Origin of the sequence: Flagellimonas cixiensis, assembly GCF_042134615.1 — a bacterium.
Taxonomy (GTDB): domain Bacteria; phylum Bacteroidota; class Bacteroidia; order Flavobacteriales; family Flavobacteriaceae; genus Flagellimonas; species Flagellimonas cixiensis.
In genome coordinates, this window is sequence record NZ_CP169639.1 from 1966967 (window position 1) to 1986195 (window position 19229).

Sequence of the window (19229 nt, forward strand, 5' to 3'; positions counted from 1 at the left end):
GAATTTTTAGGGAAGTAAATCAATTTATGGCAGGAAATCCAACAATACGACTTAATAAAGTTCTTAGAGAATTGAACATTTCATTGGACAGGGCAGTGGACTATCTGGCTTCAGAAGGGCATGAGGTAGAGGCGCGTCCTACAACAAAAATATCTGATGAGGTGTATCAAGTCCTGTTGGATGAGTTCCAAACGGATAAGAGCAAAAAAGTAGCCTCCAAAGAAGTTGGTGAGGAAAAGCGTAAGGAGAAGGAAGCTATTCGTATCCAAATGGAACAAGAGTTGGAAGAGAAAAGAATAGCCAAGGAAAAAAGAGAAGCTGCACAGCAGGTGATCAAAGCCAAGGCAGAACTTTCTGGTCCTAAAACAGTGGGTAAAATCGATTTGGATAAAAAGCCAAGCGAACCCAAAGCAGAAAAACCTAAGGAGGAAGAACCAAAGGTTGAAGAGTCCAAAGTAGAGGAAGCGCCCGTTCAAAAAGAAGAAGCTGCACCTGAAGTTAAAAAAGAGGAAATTGCTCCTGTAGCCAAAAAAGAAGAGGCTCCAAAAAAAGAGGAGGCTCCGAAAGTGGAAGCGCCAAAGGAGGAAGAAGAATCTGGTACCATCAAAACCAAATATCAGAAACTATCCGGGCCTAAAATTACAGGTGATAAAATCGACCTTTCCCAATTTAACAAACCAAAGAAGAAGAAAGAGGATAATAAATCCAATGCTTCTGATGGGAATGCGGATAGGAAGAAAAGAAGAAAACGAATTGTTAAGAATGGTCCACAAGCCGGAGGCGGTGGTCCACGTGGCAATGCTAATAGAGGAGGTGACCAACGAGGAAAAGGACAGCGAACCAATGTTCCAAAAGTTGAGCCTACCGAAGAAGAAGTACAAAAACAGGTAAGGGAAACCTTGGAAAAACTCCAAGGGAAATCCAGCAAGGGTAAAGGAGCCAAGTATAGAAGAGAGAAAAGAGATCAGCACCGTCAGCAAACGGAAAAAGATCTTGAACAGCAGGAATTGGAAAGCAAAATCCTCAAGGTAACAGAGTTTGTGACCGTAAATGAGGTGGCTACCATGATGGATGTTTCTTCTACCCAAATAATTTCAGCCTGTATGTCTTTGGGAATCATGGTGACCATGAACCAACGCTTGGATGCGGAAACACTTTCCATTGTAGCCGATGAATTTGGTTATGAGGTAGAGTTTGTAACTGCTGAAATCGAAGAATCCATAGAGGAAGACACCGATGCACCAGAAGATTTGAAGTCTAGAGCGCCAATCGTAACGGTGATGGGTCACGTAGACCACGGTAAAACATCTTTACTGGATTACATTCGTGAAGAGAATGTAATTGCCGGTGAAAGTGGTGGAATTACCCAGCACATTGGTGCTTATGGGGTTTCCTTGCCAGATGGACAAAAAATTACCTTCTTGGATACACCAGGTCACGAAGCGTTTACCGCGATGCGTGCAAGGGGTGCTCAAGTAACGGATATTGCTATTATTGTGATTGCTGCGGATGATGATATTATGCCTCAGACCAAAGAAGCAATCAGTCACGCGCAAGCAGCGGGTGTACCTATTATATTTGCCATTAATAAGGTTGATAAACCAACAGCAAACCCTGACAAGATCAAGGAAGGATTGGCTCAAATGAACCTTTTGGTGGAAGATTGGGGAGGAAAAATTCAGTCCCATGATATTTCGGCCAAGACGGGTCAAGGAGTTAATGAATTGTTGGAAAAAGTATTGTTGGAAGCTGAATTATTGGAATTGCAAGCCAATCCAGATAAATTGGCCAACGGTACTGTAGTGGAGGCTTTCTTGGATAAAGGTAGAGGTTATGTTTCTACGATTTTGGTCCAGGCTGGTACACTTCGTATTGGAGATTATGTATTGGCAGGAACATGTAGTGGAAAGGTAAAGGCCATGCAAGATGAGCGTGGTAAGGATATTAAAGAAGCTGGGCCATCGACGCCTATTTCTATTTTAGGATTGGATGGAGCCCCACAGGCAGGTGACAGATTCCACGTATTGGAAGATGAGCGTGAAGCCAAACAGATTGCCGCCAAGCGTTCGCAGTTGCAACGTGAGCAATCGGTAAGAACGCAACGTCATATCACATTGGATGAAATTGGACGAAGAATCGCTTTGGGTGATTTCCAAGAATTGAACATTATCCTTAAAGGAGATGTGGATGGTTCTGTGGAAGCATTGACCGATTCCTTCCAGAAATTGTCAACAGACGAAATCCAAGTAAATATTATTCACAAAGGAGTAGGCGCCATTACAGAATCCGATGTATTGTTGGCAAGTGCCTCCGATGCGATTATTATAGGATTTAATGTGAGACCAATGGGTAATGCCAGAATGGTTGCTGATAAAGAAGAAATCGATATCAGAACCTATTCCATTATCTACGACGCCATCAACGACCTTAAAGATGCGATGGAAGGTATGCTTTCACCAGAGATCAAAGAGGAAGTTACCGGTAATGCGGAGATTAGGGAAACCTTTAAGATTTCGAAAATCGGAACCATTGCAGGTTGTATGGTCACCAGTGGAAAAATCTTCAGAAACTCACAAATTCGTTTGATCAGGGATGGTGTGGTAATCTATACTGGAGAATTGGCTTCCTTGAAACGTTTCAAAGACGATGTTAAGGAAGTATCCAAAGGATACGATTGTGGATTGCAGGTGAAGAACTATAACGATGTTCGTGAAGGTGATATTCTAGAAGCTTTCCAAGAGGTGGCAGTAAAGAAGAAGTTGTAAACGATACAAACTCTATAGAAATAAAAAATCCCGCTAATTGCGGGATTTTTTTATGACTTTTCTTTAGGTCTGACCTCTTTTTCCTTTGGTTTTAAAAGCATGGCATTGGGATACTTTTTTCGAACTTCCAAATACTTGCGTTCCGCTTCCAATTTGGTCTTAAAACGGCCCAATCTCACCCGGTAGGTAGGGGATTCAAATTCAATTTTAGAATACCAATCCGGAAAATCAATATCCACTTGGTCTTTTAGTTCCTGGGCTTTATTGTAGTTCCCAAAACCTACTTGAATTTGGTAGTAGCCTGTATTGGCATGCGCTGTGGTGTACAATTCAACCAGCTGGTCAATCTTGGCATCTTGCTGAATGCTCACTTGGCCTTGTTGTGCAGATATTTGAAGGGTTAAACCTATCAGTATTGTAGTAAATACGGTGGTTTTCATTGCGTTCCGATATTTTAACTTGTTATGCGTTATGCAAATGTAATTTATTAATAACAAAAAGGATTGAGCTATATTATTTAGAATCTTTATAAATTGTAATTTATGAATACCTTAAGATTTCAAAAATTGCCTGTATGTCTTATTTTTGTCGCCACTCTAGGTAGGGTAAAAAGCTATTGTTCTCAATTTCAATAGAAAGAATCGTGCCATAGATTTCGATAGAAATTTCGTAAATATGAAAAAGGTTTTATACCGCCATCTATTTTCTAAAGTTTTAGGTTTAACTCTCCTACTTTCAACTACTTCTTTTTATGCACAGGAAGCAACTGAAGCTGCTGCAGAAACAACCACTGAAGCTGCTGCTGGTGGTGATGCTGTAAAAGGAAAACAACTTTTCAATCAGAACTGTGCTGCGTGTCACGCATTGGATCGTAAAATGACGGGTCCTGCTTTGGCAAATGTAGAAACAAGGTTGGCTGAAGATGAAGGGTTGGACAAGGAATGGATTTATACTTGGGTGAAAAACAGCCCAGGGATGATTTCTTCAGGTGATACCTATGCCAACAAAATTTATAGCGAGTACAATCAGGCGGCCATGACGCCTTTCCCAACATTGTCCAATCAAGATATCGATGATATTTTGGCCTACACTGCTGCGCCACCACCAGCACCGGTTACTACCGCTGCTGCTGCAGGAGGTGAAGCTGCGACTACTGGTTCTGGCTCGGGTATTTCAAATGAATTGATTCTTGGTGCTTTAGCGCTGATTTTTGGTCTTTTGGTGTTGATGTTGATTTTGGTCAACAAAACACTTAGGAGAATTGCTGAGGCCAATGGAGTGGTGTTGGAGCAAGAGAAGGAAAAGCGTATGCCAATTTGGAAGGCATTCATTAAAAACCAATTCTTGGTTTTGGTGTCTGTTATCTTCCTATTGCTTTCAGGCGCATACTTTGCTTATGGTTATTTGATGCAGGTGGGTGTTGATCAAGGATATGCTCCTGTTCAGCCAATTCACTTCTCGCACAAAATCCACGCAGGAGATAACAAAATTGAATGTAAATATTGTCACTCATCCGCAAGGGTTTCCAAGACTTCTGGAATTCCTTCATTGAATGTGTGTATGAACTGTCACAAGTCCATCTACCAATACGCGGGTAACCCAGAAGGTCCATCTGCTGAGGATTTGGCTGCAGGATACACGAACGACTTCTATACAGGAGAAATCAAGAAATTGTACAAAGCTGTGGGTTGGGATGAGGAAAACCAAAGTTATACGGGTGAGGCACAACCTGTAGAGTGGGTGAGAATCCACAACCTTCCAGATTTTGCATATTTCAACCACTCTCAGCACGTATCCGTTGCTGGGGTAGAGTGTCAAACATGTCACGGACCGGTTGAGGAAATGGAAATCGTTGAGCAATATGCTCCATTGACCATGGGATGGTGTGTCAACTGTCACCGTGAGACCAACGTGAAAATGGAAGGTAACGAATACTATGAGGCAATTCATGAAGAGCTTTCCAAAAAGTATGGTGTAGAGGAATTGACCGCTGCCATGATGGGCGGTTTGGAATGTGGTAAGTGTCACTATTAAGAATTAAAAGAAGATAATCTCAGATATATCGTATGGCATCAAACAAAAAATATTGGAAAAGTGAAGCGGAGTTGAATCCGAACGATTCCATTGTTGAGGCGCTAAGAAACAACGAGTTTACAGAACAAATTCCAGTTGATGAGTTTTTGGGTGACAAGGAAAACTTGTCAGAATCAAATACAACCCGTAGGGATTTCTTGAAATATGTTGGTTTTAGTACGGCTGCTGCAACCGTAGCTGCTTGTGAGGGACCAGTGCATAAATCTATTCCTTATGTGGTGCAGCCAGAGAATATTGTTCCTGGTGTGGCCAACTACTACGCGACCACTATCGCGGATGGTTTTGATTTTGCCAGTATCTTGGTAAAAACAAGAGAGGGTAGGCCCATCAAAATTGAAAACAATACCGATGCAAAGGTAAATGGAGGGGCTAACGCGAGAGTGCAAGCTTCTGTTCTTTCCTTATATGATAGCAAGAGGGTTCAGGGGCCAAGTGCCAATGGTGAGCCTATTGAGTGGAAAGTGTTGGATGCGACCGTTAAGGCAAAATTGAATGCTTTAAAAGGTTCCAATAAGCAAATCGCATTGTTGACTCAGACGTATGCAAGTCCGTCAACTGCTAAATTGATTGCTGAATTCAAGGCTGCTTACGGAGAAAATGTAAACCACGTGGTTTATGATGCTATTTCCGAAGATGCTGCTTTGAATGCTTTCGAAAAAGCCTACGGTGAAAGAGCCTTGGCGGATTACGATTTTGAAAAAGCTGATTTGATCGTTTCTTTCGGTGCTGATTTCTTGGGAGACTGGCAAGGTGGAGGTTATGACAGTGGATATGCTAAAGGACGTGTACCTAAACATGGTAAAATGTCCCGTCACATCCAAATGGAGTCCAATATGTCTTTGACCGGTGCAAATGCTGATAAGCGTTACCCAATGACGCCGACCCAACAAAAAATTGCCTTGGCAAAATTGTACGGGAAATTGAACGGTAGCAGTGTTGGAGGTGGAACTTCCGATGTGGATGAAGCTGTAGATAAAGTAGCGGCTGAAATCAAAAAAGCTGGAAGCGGTGCCGTTGTGGTATCTGGTTTAAATGATGTGAATGCCCAAACAGTTGTTTTGGCTATCAATAAATTATTGGCGAGTAAAGCTTTCGATGCTGAAAAGCCTAAATATGTGCGTCAAGGTGATACAGCTAAGGTAACCAAGTTGGTTGCTGACATGAATGCTGGTCGTGTTGGTGCATTGATTATGGATGGTGTGAACCCAGTGTACACACTTCCAAATTCAGAAGAATTCGTAACCGGACTTGGACAAGTTGATTTGTCCGTGAGCTTTGCTTTCAACAATGATGAAACGGCTCAATCTGTCGGTTATGTTGCTGCTGCATCCCACTATTTGGAATCTTGGGGTGATGTAGAGCTTAAAAAAGGACATTACAGCTTGGCGCAACCAGCCATTCGCGAGTTGTTTGATACGAAACAGTTTCAAACGGCCTTGTTGACATGGATGGGCGTTGAAAAAACATATTACGAATACATCAAAGAAACCTGGAGTACTGATGTGCTGCAAGGTGGTTCTTGGAACAAAGCTTTGATGGATGGGGTATTTGTAGCTCCAGTTGTTGAGGAAGAATCTGAAGTAGCTGCTTCTGAAACAGAAGAAGAAACTGAAGTGGCACCAATCGCTGCTGCGGTTCGTTCGTTGGTGAACGCAACGAGCAATGGAACTGAATTGGTATTCTATTCCAAAACAGGTATGGGGGACGGTCGTCAGGCCAATAACCCATGGTTGCAAGAATTCCCTGATCCTATTTCCCGAGTTTCTTGGGATAACTACCTAACAGTTTCCAAAGCAGATGCTGAGAGCTGGGGTCTAGAAAATACAATTGAAGCCGATGGTGGTGTAAACGGAAGCTACGTAAACTTGACTGTTGACGGAACAGTATTGGAAAGTGTTCCAGTAATTATTCAGCCAGGTCAAGCCGTGGGCACTGTTGGACTTTCCTTTGGATACGGAAGAAAAGCAGGGATGCAAGCTGAGATGGCTACGGGTGTAAATGCCTATACGCTTTATAGCAACTTCTCCGATGTGCAAACAGTGTCTGTTGAAAAAGCAGCTGGGGAGCACGAGTTTGCATGTATCCAATCACATAAAACATTAATGGGAAGAGGAGATATCATCAAGGAAACCACCTTGGAGATCTTCAATACCAAAGACCACGCTGAGTGGAACCCAATGCCACATGTTTCATTGAACCACAATGAAATCCCTGTGACTTCTCCAGATGCCGACCTATGGCAGGAATTTGATAGAAGTATTGGACACCACTTCAACCTATCTATCGACTTGAATGCATGTACTGGTTGTGGTGCTTGTGTGATTGCTTGTCATGCAGAGAACAACGTTCCTGTGGTGGGTAAAGCGGAAATGCGTCGTTCACGTGATATGCACTGGTTGCGTATCGACAGATATTACTCTTCAGAAGAAACTTTCGAGCTTGATAACGAGAAGAAAGAAGGAATGGAAGGTTTGTTCGGAGATAAAGGTGCCCTTGGAGGTTTTGGTGAAATGGAAGACCCATCGGCCAACCCACAAGTAGCATTCCAGCCTGTAATGTGTCAGCACTGTAACCACGCTCCATGTGAGACGGTTTGTCCAGTTGCTGCTACATCCCACGGTAGACAAGGTCAAAACCATATGGCATACAACCGTTGCGTAGGTACAAGATATTGTGCAAACAACTGTCCATACAAAGTACGTAGGTTCAACTGGTTCTTGTACAACAACAACGATGAGTTTGACTTTAACATGAACAACGACTTGGGTAAAATGGTTATCAACCCAGATGTTAACGTTCGTTCAAGAGGGGTTATGGAAAAATGCTCCATGTGTATCCAAATGACCCAAAAGACCATTTTGGATGCCAAGAGAGATGGAAGAACCATCAAAGATGGAGAGTTCCAGACCGCATGTTCTGCAGCTTGTAGTAGTGGAGCTATGGTATTTGGAGATGTTAACGATCACGACAGCAAAATTGCCGAGTTGAAAGCAGATGATAGAATGTACCATTTATTGGAGCATGTGGGCACAAAACCAAATGTGTTCTATCATGTTAAAGTAAGGAACACCAACGAGGCTTAATCAATAAAAGAAGTAATTAGAAGATAAATTATGGCGTCGCATTACGAAGCACCTATTCGAAAGCCCTTAGTGGTCGGAGACAAAGGATACCACGATGTAACAGTGGATATTGCCCGTCCGGTAGAGGGAAAGGCCAACAAGCAATGGTGGATTGTATTTTCCATCGCACTTGTGGCATTCCTTTGGGGTCTAGGATGTATCATTTATACCGTTTCCACGGGTATTGGGGTTTGGGGTCTAAACCGAACCGTTAACTGGGCCTGGGATATTACCAACTTCGTTTGGTGGGTAGGTATTGGTCACGCAGGAACCCTGATTTCGGCCGTACTATTATTGTTCCGTCAAAAATGGAGAATGGCGATCAACCGTTCTGCGGAGGCGATGACCATCTTCTCGGTAGTTCAGGCAGGTTTGTTCCCGATCATCCACATGGGTCGCCCATGGTTGGGATATTGGGTGCTTCCAATCCCTAACCAATTCGGATCCCTTTGGGTGAACTTTAACTCACCTTTGCTTTGGGACGTATTCGCGATTTCAACGTACCTTTCTGTATCATTGGTATTCTGGTGGACAGGTCTTTTGCCTGACTTTGCCATGATTCGTGATAGAGCAGTAAAACCTTTCCAAAAGAAAATATACAGCTTGTTGAGCTTCGGTTGGACAGGTAGAGCTAAAGACTGGCAACGTTTCGAGGAAGTTTCCTTGGTATTGGCAGGTTTGGCAACACCTTTGGTACTTTCGGTACACACCATCGTATCGTTTGACTTTGCTACTTCGGTAATTCCAGGATGGCATACCACCATCTTCCCACCATACTTCGTTGCTGGTGCGATTTTCTCTGGATTTGCCATGGTGAACACGCTTTTGATCATTATGCGTAAAGTGTGTAACCTAGAAGCATACATCACAGTACAGCATATTGAGTTGATGAACATCGTAATCATGATTACAGGTTCTATCGTAGGATGTGCCTATATCACGGAGTTGTTCATTGCTTGGTACTCGGGAGTTGAGTACGAACAATACGCCTTCTTGAACAGGGCTACAGGACCTTACTGGTGGGCTTACTGGTCCATGATGACCTGTAACGTGTTCTCGCCTCAGTTCATGTGGTTTAAAAAATTACGTACCAGTATCATGTTCTCTTTCTTTATCTCTATCGTGGTAAACATAGGGATGTGGTTCGAGCGTTTCGTGATCATTGTTACCTCATTGCACAGGGATTACTTGCCATCATCTTGGACCATGTTCTCCCCAACCTTTGTGGATATTGGAATCTTTGTGGGGACTATCGGATTCTTTTTTGTGTTGTTCCTATTGTATTCCAGAACATTCCCTGTAATTGCACAGGCAGAGGTAAAATCCATCTTGAAATCCTCAGGAGAGCGATACAAGAAGTTGCGTGAGGCCAAAGAGGCTAAAAATTTAAATGACGATAAAGAATAATTATGGCATCAAAAGTTATACAAGCACTTTACAACGATGACGATGTGTTGATGCATGCCGTAAAAAAGGTTAGGGCAGAGCACCATCATATTGAGGAAGTGTACACTCCATTCCCAGTTCACGGGTTGGACAAGGCTATGGGATTGGCAGATACACGTATCGCCATTACCTCCTTCCTTTATGGATGTTTGGGATTGACCGTTGCCGTAGTGATGATGAATTTTATCATGATCGAGGACTGGCCTCAGGATATCGGTGGTAAGCCTAGCTTTAGCTACTTGGAGAATATGCCAGCCTTTGTGCCGATCATGTTCGAGCTTACCGTGTTCTTTGCAGCACACTTAATGGTGATCACTTTTTACCTAAGAAGTAGAATGTGGCCCTTTAAAAAAGCCGAAAACCCTGATGTACGTACCACAGATGATCATTTTTTGATGGAAATTGGTGTACATGATAATGAAAAGGAACTTGCCGCTTTGTTGATGGAGACAGGCGCGATAGAAGTAAAAGTTACAGAAAAGGAGTCTTAATAATATGAAGCAATTAGGTAAAATAAGTGTTGCTTTGGTTTTGGTGCTGTTCGCTGCATCTTGTAAAGATAAGAACAGTCCAAACTACCAATTCATGCCAAACATGTACGAACCCGTAGGCTATGAGACCTATCAAGGGGTGGACAATGGTTTGTTCCCTGATGGAACCGAGGCCATGTTGCCTGTTGAGGGAACCATTGCCCGTGGATTTTTACCATATGAGTTCGAAAATACTCCAGAAGGAAAAGAATTGGCACGTTTAAACACCAGCCCATTGGATTCTTTGGATACAGAAAAGAACTTGGCCAGAGGAAAAGAGCTGTATGATATTTATTGTGCAATCTGCCACGGAGCCAAAGGAGATGGTCAAGGAAACTTGGTGAAGCGTGAAAAAATATTGGGTGTTCCCAACTACAATGATGCGGCACGTAACATTACAGTAGGTACCACATATCACACCATTTATTATGGATTGAATTCCATGGGTTCATATGCAGCCCAATTCGCCAACGAGGAAGAAATGTGGCAAGTGTCTGAATATGTGATGAAGTTAAAGGAAGACCTAACAAAATAATAGGATAAGAGTAAGAGAACTATGTATACCTTTTCAAACAAACTTAGAATAGGATCTTTCATTGCCATGGCGCTAGGATTAATCTTCCTGGTCATTGGATTTGTTTCTGCCCCATCAACAGTGGAAGAGGCAAAAGCTATGGTTGCAGTTCATGACGATGGTCATGGCGGAGGTCATGCAGAGGAAGCAACAACCGAACATGGTGAGGAGCAGGGTCATGGCGCAGAAGCAGCCCATGGCGAAGAACACGATTCCTCCCACGATACACACTTGTTGCACCAATTGCAAAACAGACCTTGGTCTGCATTGTACGTAGCTGCTTTCTTTTTCTTTATGATAGCATTGGGCGTGTTGGCCTTTTATGCCATTCAAAGAGCTGCCCAAGCAGGTTGGTCCCCATTGTTGTTTAGAGTGATGGAGGGAATCACAGGATATTTGGTTCCTGGTGGAATCATTGTATTTGTGATTTTGGTATTGTCCGTAATGCACATGAACCACATGTTTGTTTGGATGGACCCAGAAGTAGTAGCTCATGATGAGTTGTTACAAGGAAAAGCGGGATACTTGAATCCTATATTCTTTTTGGTAAGAGCAGCCATTTTCTTGGGTGGTTGGATTTTCTACCGTCAATTGTCAAGAAAACTTTCATTGGCTCAAGACGAGTCAAACGACAATAGCAACTTCGTAAAAAACTTTAGATGGTCTGCCGGTTTCTTGGTATTCTATCTAGTAACCGAATCCATGATGTCTTGGGATTGGATCATGAGCGTAGATCCACACTGGTTCAGTACCTTGTTTGGATGGTATGTGTTCGCAAGTATGTTTGTGTCCGGTATCACTGTGATTGCCATGGTAACTGTTTACCTTAAATCCAAAGGATATTTGGAAGATGTGAACGATAGCCACATCCATGATTTGGCGAAGTTCATGTTCGGTATCAGTATTTTCTGGACCTACCTTTGGTTTGCCCAGTTCATGTTGATCTGGTACGCAGATATACCTGAAGAGGTAACTTACTACGTAGCTCGTATTGCAGATTACAAATTGCCATTCTTCGGAATGTTGGCGTTGAACTTCATCTTCCCATTGTTGGTGTTGATGAACAGCGATTACAAGCGTGTAAATTGGTTCGTGATCATGACAGGTATTGTGATACTTTTCGGTCACTATTTGGATATATTCAATATGATTATGCCAGCTACCGTGGGAGACCAATGGTACATAGGTGTACCAGAGATAGGTGGGATATTGTTCTTTGGAGGTTTGTTTGTGTTCACCGTGTTCACCACTTTGACCAAGGCACCTTTACAGCCAAAACGCAACCCATTTATTGAAGAAAGTAGACACTTTCATTATTAAAATAATACGATTTAAGTCTTAGATAGATAAACGATGACTGCATTATTAACATTGACTGTTTTAGTTTTAGTGGCGATTGCAATCTGGCAAATGACCAAGATTTTCGAATTGTCGCAAACCAAAACAGAAGACGCTGAAATAGCCAACGATTCCGACAATAAAAACAATGGTTATCTATTGTTTGCCTTTTTGGTATTTATTTACGGAATTACCATTTTTAGTTTTGTAAAGTACTCCAAAATGTTGTTGCCGGAAGCTGCTTCTGCACATGGTGGAGAGTACGACCAACTGATGTGGGTGTCTTTCGCGATTATTTTCTTCGTACAGACCATTACCCAAGCCTTGTTGCACTATTTTGGATACAAGTATAGAGGTCAAAAAGGAAGGAAGGCCCTTTTCTACGCAGACAACGATCGTTTGGAGTTTATCTGGACCATTATTCCAGTAGTGGTTTTGGCAGGTTTGATCCTTTGGGGATTGTACACTTGGACCAACATCATGGATATTAACGAAGACGATGATCCTATCGTAATCGAACTTTACGCACAGCAGTTTAACTGGACAGCGCGTTACGCAGGTGACGATAACGTTCTGGGTGATGCGAATGTTCGATTGATTAACATTGATAAAGCCAATATATTGGGTATTGATGAAGCGGACCCGAATGGTGAAGACGATGTGATCGTAAAAGAATTACACTTGCCAGTAGGTAGAAAAGTGAACTTTAAAATGAGATCTCAGGATGTATTGCACTCTGCATACATGCCTCACTTTAGAGCTCAAATGAACTGTGTGCCAGGTATGATTACCCAGTTCTCTTTTACCCCTACGGTTACTACTGCAGATATGAGATTGAATCCTGATGTAGTGGAAAAAGTAAAAAGAACCAATGCTGTACGAGCACAATGGGCAGCAGAAGGAAAACCTAATACAGACCCATGGGAGTTTGATTATGTTTTGTTGTGTAACAAGATTTGTGGTAAATCACACTACAACATGCAAATGAAGATTGTTGTTGAAACCGAAGAGGAATTCAACGCATGGATGGCAGAGCAGTCTACTTTCAAACAAAGCATGACCCCTGCGGAATAATAATTAGGATAGGAAGAAAGAACATTAAAAAAATTTAAGATAGATTATGTCAGCTACTGGACACGAACACGGACACGAAGATCACGGGCATCATCATAAGGAGACCTTTGTAACCAAATACATCTTCAGTCAAGACCATAAGATGATATCTAAACAATATCTGATTACAGGTTTGATTATGGGATTCATTGGTATAGCCATGTCTTTGCTATTTAGAATGCAATTGGCTTGGCCAGGTGAGTCTTTCGGGATTTTCGAGGCCGTATTGGGCAAATGGGCACCTGATGGTGTTATGGATGCCGATATTTACTTGGCATTAGTGACCATTCATGGTACCTTAATGGTGTTCTTTGTATTGACACAGGGATTGAGTGGTACATTTAGTAACCTTTTGATTCCATTGCAAATTGGAGCAAGGGATATGGCATCAGGATTCATGAACATGGTTTCGTACTGGATGTTCTTTGTTTCTTCAGTGATCATGATCATTTCCCTATTTGTAGAAGCTGGACCTGCCGCTGCAGGTTGGACCATTTACCCACCTTTGAGTGCTTTGCCAATGGCTCAGCCGGGTTCTGGTATGGGTATGACTTTGTGGTTGGTTTCTATGGCCATCTTCATCGCATCATCACTTTTGGGATCCTTGAACTACATTGTAACCGTACTTAACTTAAGAACAAAAGGAATGTCAATGACTCGTTTGCCATTGACTATCTGGACATTCTTCGTAACTGCGATTATCGGTGTAATCTCGTTCCCAGTATTGTTGTCAGCAGCATTATTGTTGATTATGGACCGTAGTTTCGGAACATCGTTCTTCCTTTCGGATATCTTTATTCAAGGTGAAGTATTGCACTACCAAGGTGGTTCCCCAGTATTGTACGAACACTTGTTCTGGTTCTTGGGTCACCCTGAAGTATACATCGTATTGTTGCCGGCATTGGGGATCACTTCCGAAGTAATGTCTACCAACGCCAGAAAGCCAATCTTTGGTTATAGAGCGATGATTGCCTCAGTATTGGCCATTGCATTCCTTTCAACCATCGTTTGGGGTCACCACATGTTTGTATCCGGTATGAACCCATTCTTGGGGTCAGTATTTACCTTTACAACCTTGTTGATTGCAATTCCATCTGCAGTAAAAGCATTTAATTATATCACGACACTTTGGAAGGGTAACCTTCAATTGAATCCAGCTATGCTGTTCTCCATCGGATTGGTATCTACCTTTATCACTGGTGGTCTTACAGGTATCATTTTGGGTGATAGTACATTGGATATCAACGTTCACGATACGTATTTCGTAGTAGCTCACTTCCACTTGGTAATGGGTATCTCTGCCTTGTACGGTATGTTTGCTGGTATCTACCACTGGTTCCCGAAAATGTTCCAAGGTCGTATGATGAACAAAAACTTAGGGTACGTTCACTTCTGGATTACAGCAGTGTGTGCCTACGGGGTATTCTTCCCAATGCACTTTGTGGGTATGGCAGGGGTGCCAAGACGTTACTATGAAAATACAGCGTTCCCAATGTTCGATGAATTGACCAACGTTCAGGTATTGATGACCGTGTTTGCAATCATCGCTGGTTTGGCGCAGTTGATTTTCGTTTACAACTTTATATCAAGTATCTTCTACGGTAAAAAAGGACCTGTTAACCCTTGGGGCTCTAACACATTGGAGTGGACAACTCCACAAGAGCACATTCACGGAAACTGGCCAGGCGAGATTCCTCACGTGTACCGTTGGGCATACGATTATAGTAAAACCTATGAAAATGGTGAGTACATTATTTCTGGACAAGATTTCGTTCCACAGAACGTTCCGCTTCAGGAAAATGAAGAAGAACTCAACCATTAGATAAACATTATAACTTAGAAAAGCCCGTCCAATTTGGATGGGCTTTTTTTATAGTGGACATCCTAATGCAACCCCATTCAATTGAATTGTAATATCTTTAGGATAGAATATCATTCAAAAACACTGTTATGAGAAAACTGTTTCTGCTCATATTTGTCATCGCTCCTTTACTCACAATTGCCCAACGCAAACCTAAAATAAAGGGGAGTAGGATTGTGACCGAAGTTTCAGATGAATTACCAGCCTTTAATGCCATTGTACTCAATGACGACCTTGAAATTCATTTGGAAAGAACCAATGGACCAGGGTATCACATAGTGGCCGATGATAATCTTATCGATATTTTAAAATTTGAAGTTGAGGGCACCACTTTGATGATTAGTTCTTATTATGATGTTACGGCTAACAAACAATTCGATATCACTGTGAATTACTCCGAACTCCAGTCTATTGCTGTCAAAAAGGGAAGCGTAAGCACGAATAATGTCATAGAGGGCAATGAACTTTTTGTGGATGGCTTTGAAAATACACGAATGGATATTAAGGCGAACGTGGCGGTTATGGATATTAATTTGGAAGAAAACAGTAAAGGAGACTTTCATGTGGATGCCGATTCGCTCAATATAAGTTTAAATAGTAGAACCGAAGCCTTGGTATATACCACTTCTAATACAGCTGTTTTGGATTTGGAGGGCAATGCTACCTTGACTTTGGAAGGTAGCTCAGAGCGATTGCAAGCTAATTTTTTCCAACAATCCAGATACAAAGGGGAGGCTATGCAAGCCGTAAATTTTAAACTAGCCATTCAAGACGACGCCTCTGCCAGAGTATTTGCTGTAGATGAAGTAGATATTAGCGCAAAGGGTAGTTCGGTAATTTATCTTTACGGTACCCCAAAAATCCAAATTCAAGAATTTTTGGATACTGCCCAATTAATCAAAAAGCAGTAACAGATCAAGTTCCTTCAACTATATTTGTGGAACAATGAATGAAAACCTAGATCCAACAGCCGATAATTTTTCACAAGAAGAACTCGATATAGAAAGAGCCCTAAGGCCCATTACTTTCGATGACTTTACGGGACAGGCCCAAGTATTGGAAAACCTAAAGGTTTTTGTACAGGCGGCCAACCTTCGTGGCGAGGCTTTGGACCATACCTTGTTTCATGGACCTCCAGGATTGGGGAAAACCACTTTGGCCCATATTTTGGCCAATGAGCTTGGGGTTAACATTAAAGTCACTTCAGGCCCCGTTTTGGATAAACCCGGTGATTTGGCCGGTCTATTGACCAATTTGGAGGAACGTGATGTACTTTTTATTGATGAAATCCATCGGTTGAGCCCCATTGTCGAGGAATACCTGTATTCCGCCATGGAAGATTATAAGATTGATATTATGATTGAGTCGGGTCCCAATGCCCGTACCGTTCAAATAAATTTGAGTCCCTTTACCTTGGTGGGCGCCACTACACGCTCAGGATTATTGACTGCTCCCATGCGTGCCAGATTTGGCATCCAAAGCAGATTGGAATATTACCACACCGAATTGTTGTCTACTATTGTGGAACGAAGTGCGGAAATTCTCAAAGTGCCCATCACCAATGAAGCAGCCATCGAAATTGCAGGCCGTAGCCGAGGCACCCCCAGAATCTGTAATGCATTGCTGCGTAGGGTTCGTGATTTTGCACAAATCAAGGGCAATGGAAATATCGATATTGAAATTTCGCAGTTCGGCTTAAAAGCTTTGAACGTGGATGCACATGGATTGGATGAAATGGATAACAAAATCCTAACCACTATCATCGATAAATTTAAGGGAGGACCTGTTGGAATCACTACTTTGGCCACTGCCGTTTCCGAAAGTGCCGAGACCATAGAAGAAGTGTATGAGCCTTTTTTGATACAACAAGGTTTCATCATGCGTACCCCGCGCGGTCGAGAAGTCACCGAATTAGCCTACAAACACTTGGGTAGAATAAAGGGAGGCACACAAGGCGGTCTATTTTGATCATATTTCAGTTCAACTAAATTATTGTTAAAAAAATCCAAGATACCTTAGTAATCTTTCGTATATTGATTTGATTTGTAATGGATTATGTTGATTGGGCTAACTGATTGATACATTGCAATTTTCATCTTATGTTTATTGGCTTGCTCCCAAATCCGCCATTTAATTTTATCTCCAACAAGGGGCAATTATGGAGGGCGGTCAAAAAAGTGGGAGTACTCCCTATACAAACAATGTTCAATTTCTGTCTAAACAGATAAAGACGTTATGTCTTAAAATTGGCATTTGCTCCACCTTGATCATTGTTTTGGCATTTGCTGTAATAATGGTAGGATTGGGGTTCGGAAATCAAAAAGGCAGTTATGTTGAATTTCCGGATGATGTCTATTATATGGATTATAACGTCTATAACCTTTCCTTTTCTGAAAAGAATGAACTCATCAAAAAGGGCTTCGATATTTTCAGAAATACACCATTGCACATTGGCCCCAAACAAAAGGATAGCACAAAAATGTTTGCAGGTAACAATTTGGCCTGTGCAAGTTGTCATTTAAATGGAGGAACCAAACCATACGCAGCCCCATTGATTGGTGTGGTGCAACGTTTTCCACAATACCGTGGACGCGAGGATAAAATGGGCACCATTGAAGAACGTGTAAATGGTTGCATGGAGCGCAGCATGAATGGTAAGATGATGTCCGAACAAAGCGAAGAAATGGTTGCGCTAGTGGCCTACATGGATTGGCTGGGCAGGGCAACCCCCAAAAACGGAAAAATAATAGGGCAAGGGTTTTTAAAAGTTGAAATTCCCAATAGGGCAGTAGATTTGGTCAATGGAGAAATGGTTTACCAAAAAAACTGTGTGGAATGCCATGGTTTGGATGGACAAGGTCAAACATTGGAAACCACTGGACTTTATTTATACCCTCCCCTTTGGGGAGACGATTCTTATAACAATGGTGCGGGAATGACCCGAGTGATTACCGCAGCAGAATTTATCAAGGGCAATATGCCCTACGGAACAACTTTCGATAATCCCATTCTTACCGACGAAGAGGCCTTTGATGTGGCGGGATACATCAACCAAAAATTACGGCCAACAAAACCCAATCGGGAAAAAGACTTCCCCAATCTGGTAAAAAAACCAGTCTCTACCCCCTATGGTCCTTATGTGGACCACTTCACCGAAGAACAGCACCAATTGGGGCCGTTCCAACCTATCATGGAGTACTACAAAAAAGAACATCAAATCAGTAAATCTAAATAAACACATGTAAAATGAAAACAACAGAAACAACAACAAGACGCAATTTCATGGGAGCCATGATGTTGGGGGCAACAGCTTCAACATTATCTGTCTTCGCTAATCCAATTTTGGCAGGAATGCCAGAATTTACTACTTCAGAAATGAATGATGCTGAAACTTGGATGAAGTCCATTAAGGGAAAACATAGAGTGGTTTATGATGGATCATATCCTCACAAAGGTTTTCCGATTATTTGGAACTGGGCGTATTATTTGTCCAATAATGAGATGGGTTCCACCGATGACCAAATCACAGCTATGACTGTTTTCCGCCACGATGCCATTCCCTTTGCCTTGAGTGATGACCTTTGGAAAAAATATCCTTTGGGAGAAATGTTTCATATTAAAAAGGCAGATGGCACTGCCTATGATCGTAATCCGTTTTACGAACCACAGGAAGGAGATTTTCCATTGCCAATGATTCAAGGGGTGAAGGATATGCTGGGCCGAGGTGCCATGTTCTGCGTATGTAACTTGGCGATTAATGTGTATAGTGGCGCTGCCGCACAACAAATGGGCAAAGACCCAAATGAGGTATATGAGGAATGGAAAGCTGCGGTATTGCCGGGTATTCAAATAGTGCCTTCCGGGGTTTGGGCCTTGGGTAGGGCACAAGAAGAAGGTTGTGGTTACATCTTCGCAGGAGAATAAATCTTGGGAAAATGAAAAAAGCAATCGTATTGATGCTGATTATGGCATCTAGCATGGTTATGGCACAAACCGAACCTATAAAAGTGGTGTTCGATGTGACCAGTAGCAATCCCGATGTACATAGGACCGCGGCTAAACATTTACGTTTAATGGCGGAAGCCTATCCAGATTCAGAGTTTGAGTTGGTTATTTACAGTGGGGCCTATAAGATGGTGGACAATAAATCATCAGTGGCTGGGGAGACCTTGTCAGAGATTGTCCAAAAAGATAATGTCTCCATCGTAATATGTCAACAAACCATGAAGAGACATGAAATGACGATGGGTGATTTGATTCCCGGTGTTGGTTCTGTCCCTGATGGTATTTATGAAATCATCATGAAGCAGAAAGAAGGCTGGGGTTATATTAAAGAAGCCCAATGATGAAACAAATCTTTTAATTTTAAAAATAAAAAGTCGAAGT

14 protein-coding genes and 1 pseudogene are annotated in these 19229 nt (G+C 42.2%); 14 read left to right on the forward strand and 1 reads right to left on the reverse strand.

Annotation, left to right across the window (positions count from 1 at the left end):
* The first annotated feature begins 26 nt into the window (after window positions 1–26).
* Window positions 27–2765 carry a translation initiation factor IF-2 gene (gene infB / locus ABT310_RS08740; protein ID WP_375323521.1) on the forward strand — a complete coding sequence of 913 codons (2739 nt, stop codon included), beginning with the start codon at window positions 27–29 and terminating at the stop codon, window positions 2763–2765.
* A gap of 50 nt (window positions 2766–2815) precedes the next feature.
* On the opposite strand, the gene ABT310_RS08745 is transcribed toward infB, so the two are convergent.
* Window positions 2816–3205 carry an SPOR domain-containing protein gene (locus ABT310_RS08745; RefSeq protein ID WP_375323522.1) on the reverse strand — a complete coding sequence of 130 codons (390 nt, stop codon included), beginning with the start codon at window positions 3203–3205 and terminating at the stop codon, window positions 2816–2818.
* A 235-nt stretch (window positions 3206–3440) separates the two neighbouring features.
* Between ABT310_RS08745 and ABT310_RS08750 the strand changes: the two genes are divergently transcribed.
* The 13 genes and pseudogenes from ABT310_RS08750 to ABT310_RS08810 all read left to right on the forward strand — a co-directional run bounded on the left by ABT310_RS08750 (window position 3441) and on the right by ABT310_RS08810 (window position 19189).
* Window positions 3441–4799 carry a cytochrome c3 family protein gene (locus ABT310_RS08750; RefSeq protein ID WP_375323523.1) on the forward strand — a complete coding sequence of 453 codons (1359 nt, stop codon included), beginning with the start codon at window positions 3441–3443 and terminating at the stop codon, window positions 4797–4799.
* A 32-nt stretch (window positions 4800–4831) separates the two neighbouring features.
* Entirely contained in the window at window positions 4832–7942 is a 3111-nt protein-coding gene (locus ABT310_RS08755; RefSeq protein ID WP_375323524.1) for a TAT-variant-translocated molybdopterin oxidoreductase, read from the forward strand.
* Between the two features lie 30 nt (window positions 7943–7972).
* Window positions 7973–9352, forward strand: a pseudogene (nrfD, locus tag ABT310_RS08760) (NrfD/PsrC family molybdoenzyme membrane anchor subunit); the annotation flags it as partial.
* A gap of 38 nt (window positions 9353–9390) precedes the next feature.
* Complete coding sequence (locus ABT310_RS08765) at window positions 9391–9918, forward strand: DUF3341 domain-containing protein (RefSeq protein WP_375323525.1); 528 nt, start codon at window positions 9391–9393, stop codon at window positions 9916–9918.
* A gap of 4 nt (window positions 9919–9922) precedes the next feature.
* The gene (locus ABT310_RS08770) at window positions 9923–10492 is read left to right on the forward strand and encodes a c-type cytochrome (protein WP_375323526.1); all 570 of its coding nucleotides are present in this window, start codon (window positions 9923–9925) and stop codon (window positions 10490–10492) included.
* Window positions 10493–10513: 21 nt separating this feature from the next.
* The gene (locus tag ABT310_RS08775) at window positions 10514–11851 is read left to right on the forward strand and encodes a quinol:cytochrome C oxidoreductase (protein WP_375323527.1); all 1338 of its coding nucleotides are present in this window, start codon (window positions 10514–10516) and stop codon (window positions 11849–11851) included.
* A 33-nt stretch (window positions 11852–11884) separates the two neighbouring features.
* Window positions 11885–12943: a cytochrome c oxidase subunit II gene (locus ABT310_RS08780; RefSeq protein WP_375323528.1), complete on the forward strand. Its 1059-nt coding sequence runs from the start codon at window positions 11885–11887 to the stop codon at window positions 12941–12943.
* 46 nt (window positions 12944–12989) lie between these two features.
* Window positions 12990–14804 (forward strand): cbb3-type cytochrome c oxidase subunit I, encoded by a 1815-nt coding sequence (locus ABT310_RS08785; RefSeq protein WP_375323529.1) that lies wholly within the window; start codon window positions 12990–12992, stop codon window positions 14802–14804.
* Window positions 14805–14932: 128 nt separating this feature from the next.
* Window positions 14933–15754, forward strand: a complete 822-nt coding sequence (locus ABT310_RS08790; RefSeq protein WP_375323530.1) for a GIN domain-containing protein — start codon at window positions 14933–14935, stop codon at window positions 15752–15754.
* A 34-nt stretch (window positions 15755–15788) separates the two neighbouring features.
* Entirely contained in the window at window positions 15789–16811 is a 1023-nt protein-coding gene (gene ruvB, locus ABT310_RS08795; protein WP_375323531.1) for a Holliday junction branch migration DNA helicase RuvB, read from the forward strand.
* Between the two features lie 307 nt (window positions 16812–17118).
* Window positions 17119–18078: a c-type cytochrome gene (locus ABT310_RS08800; protein WP_375323532.1), complete on the forward strand. Its 960-nt coding sequence runs from the start codon at window positions 17119–17121 to the stop codon at window positions 18076–18078.
* An 11-nt stretch (window positions 18079–18089) separates the two neighbouring features.
* Window positions 18090–18767 (forward strand): Tat (twin-arginine translocation) pathway signal sequence containing protein, encoded by a 678-nt coding sequence (locus ABT310_RS08805; RefSeq protein WP_375323533.1) that lies wholly within the window; start codon window positions 18090–18092, stop codon window positions 18765–18767.
* An 11-nt stretch (window positions 18768–18778) separates the two neighbouring features.
* The gene (locus ABT310_RS08810) at window positions 18779–19189 is read left to right on the forward strand and encodes a DsrE family protein (RefSeq protein WP_375323534.1); all 411 of its coding nucleotides are present in this window, start codon (window positions 18779–18781) and stop codon (window positions 19187–19189) included.
* Window positions 19190–19229 lie beyond the last annotated feature (40 nt).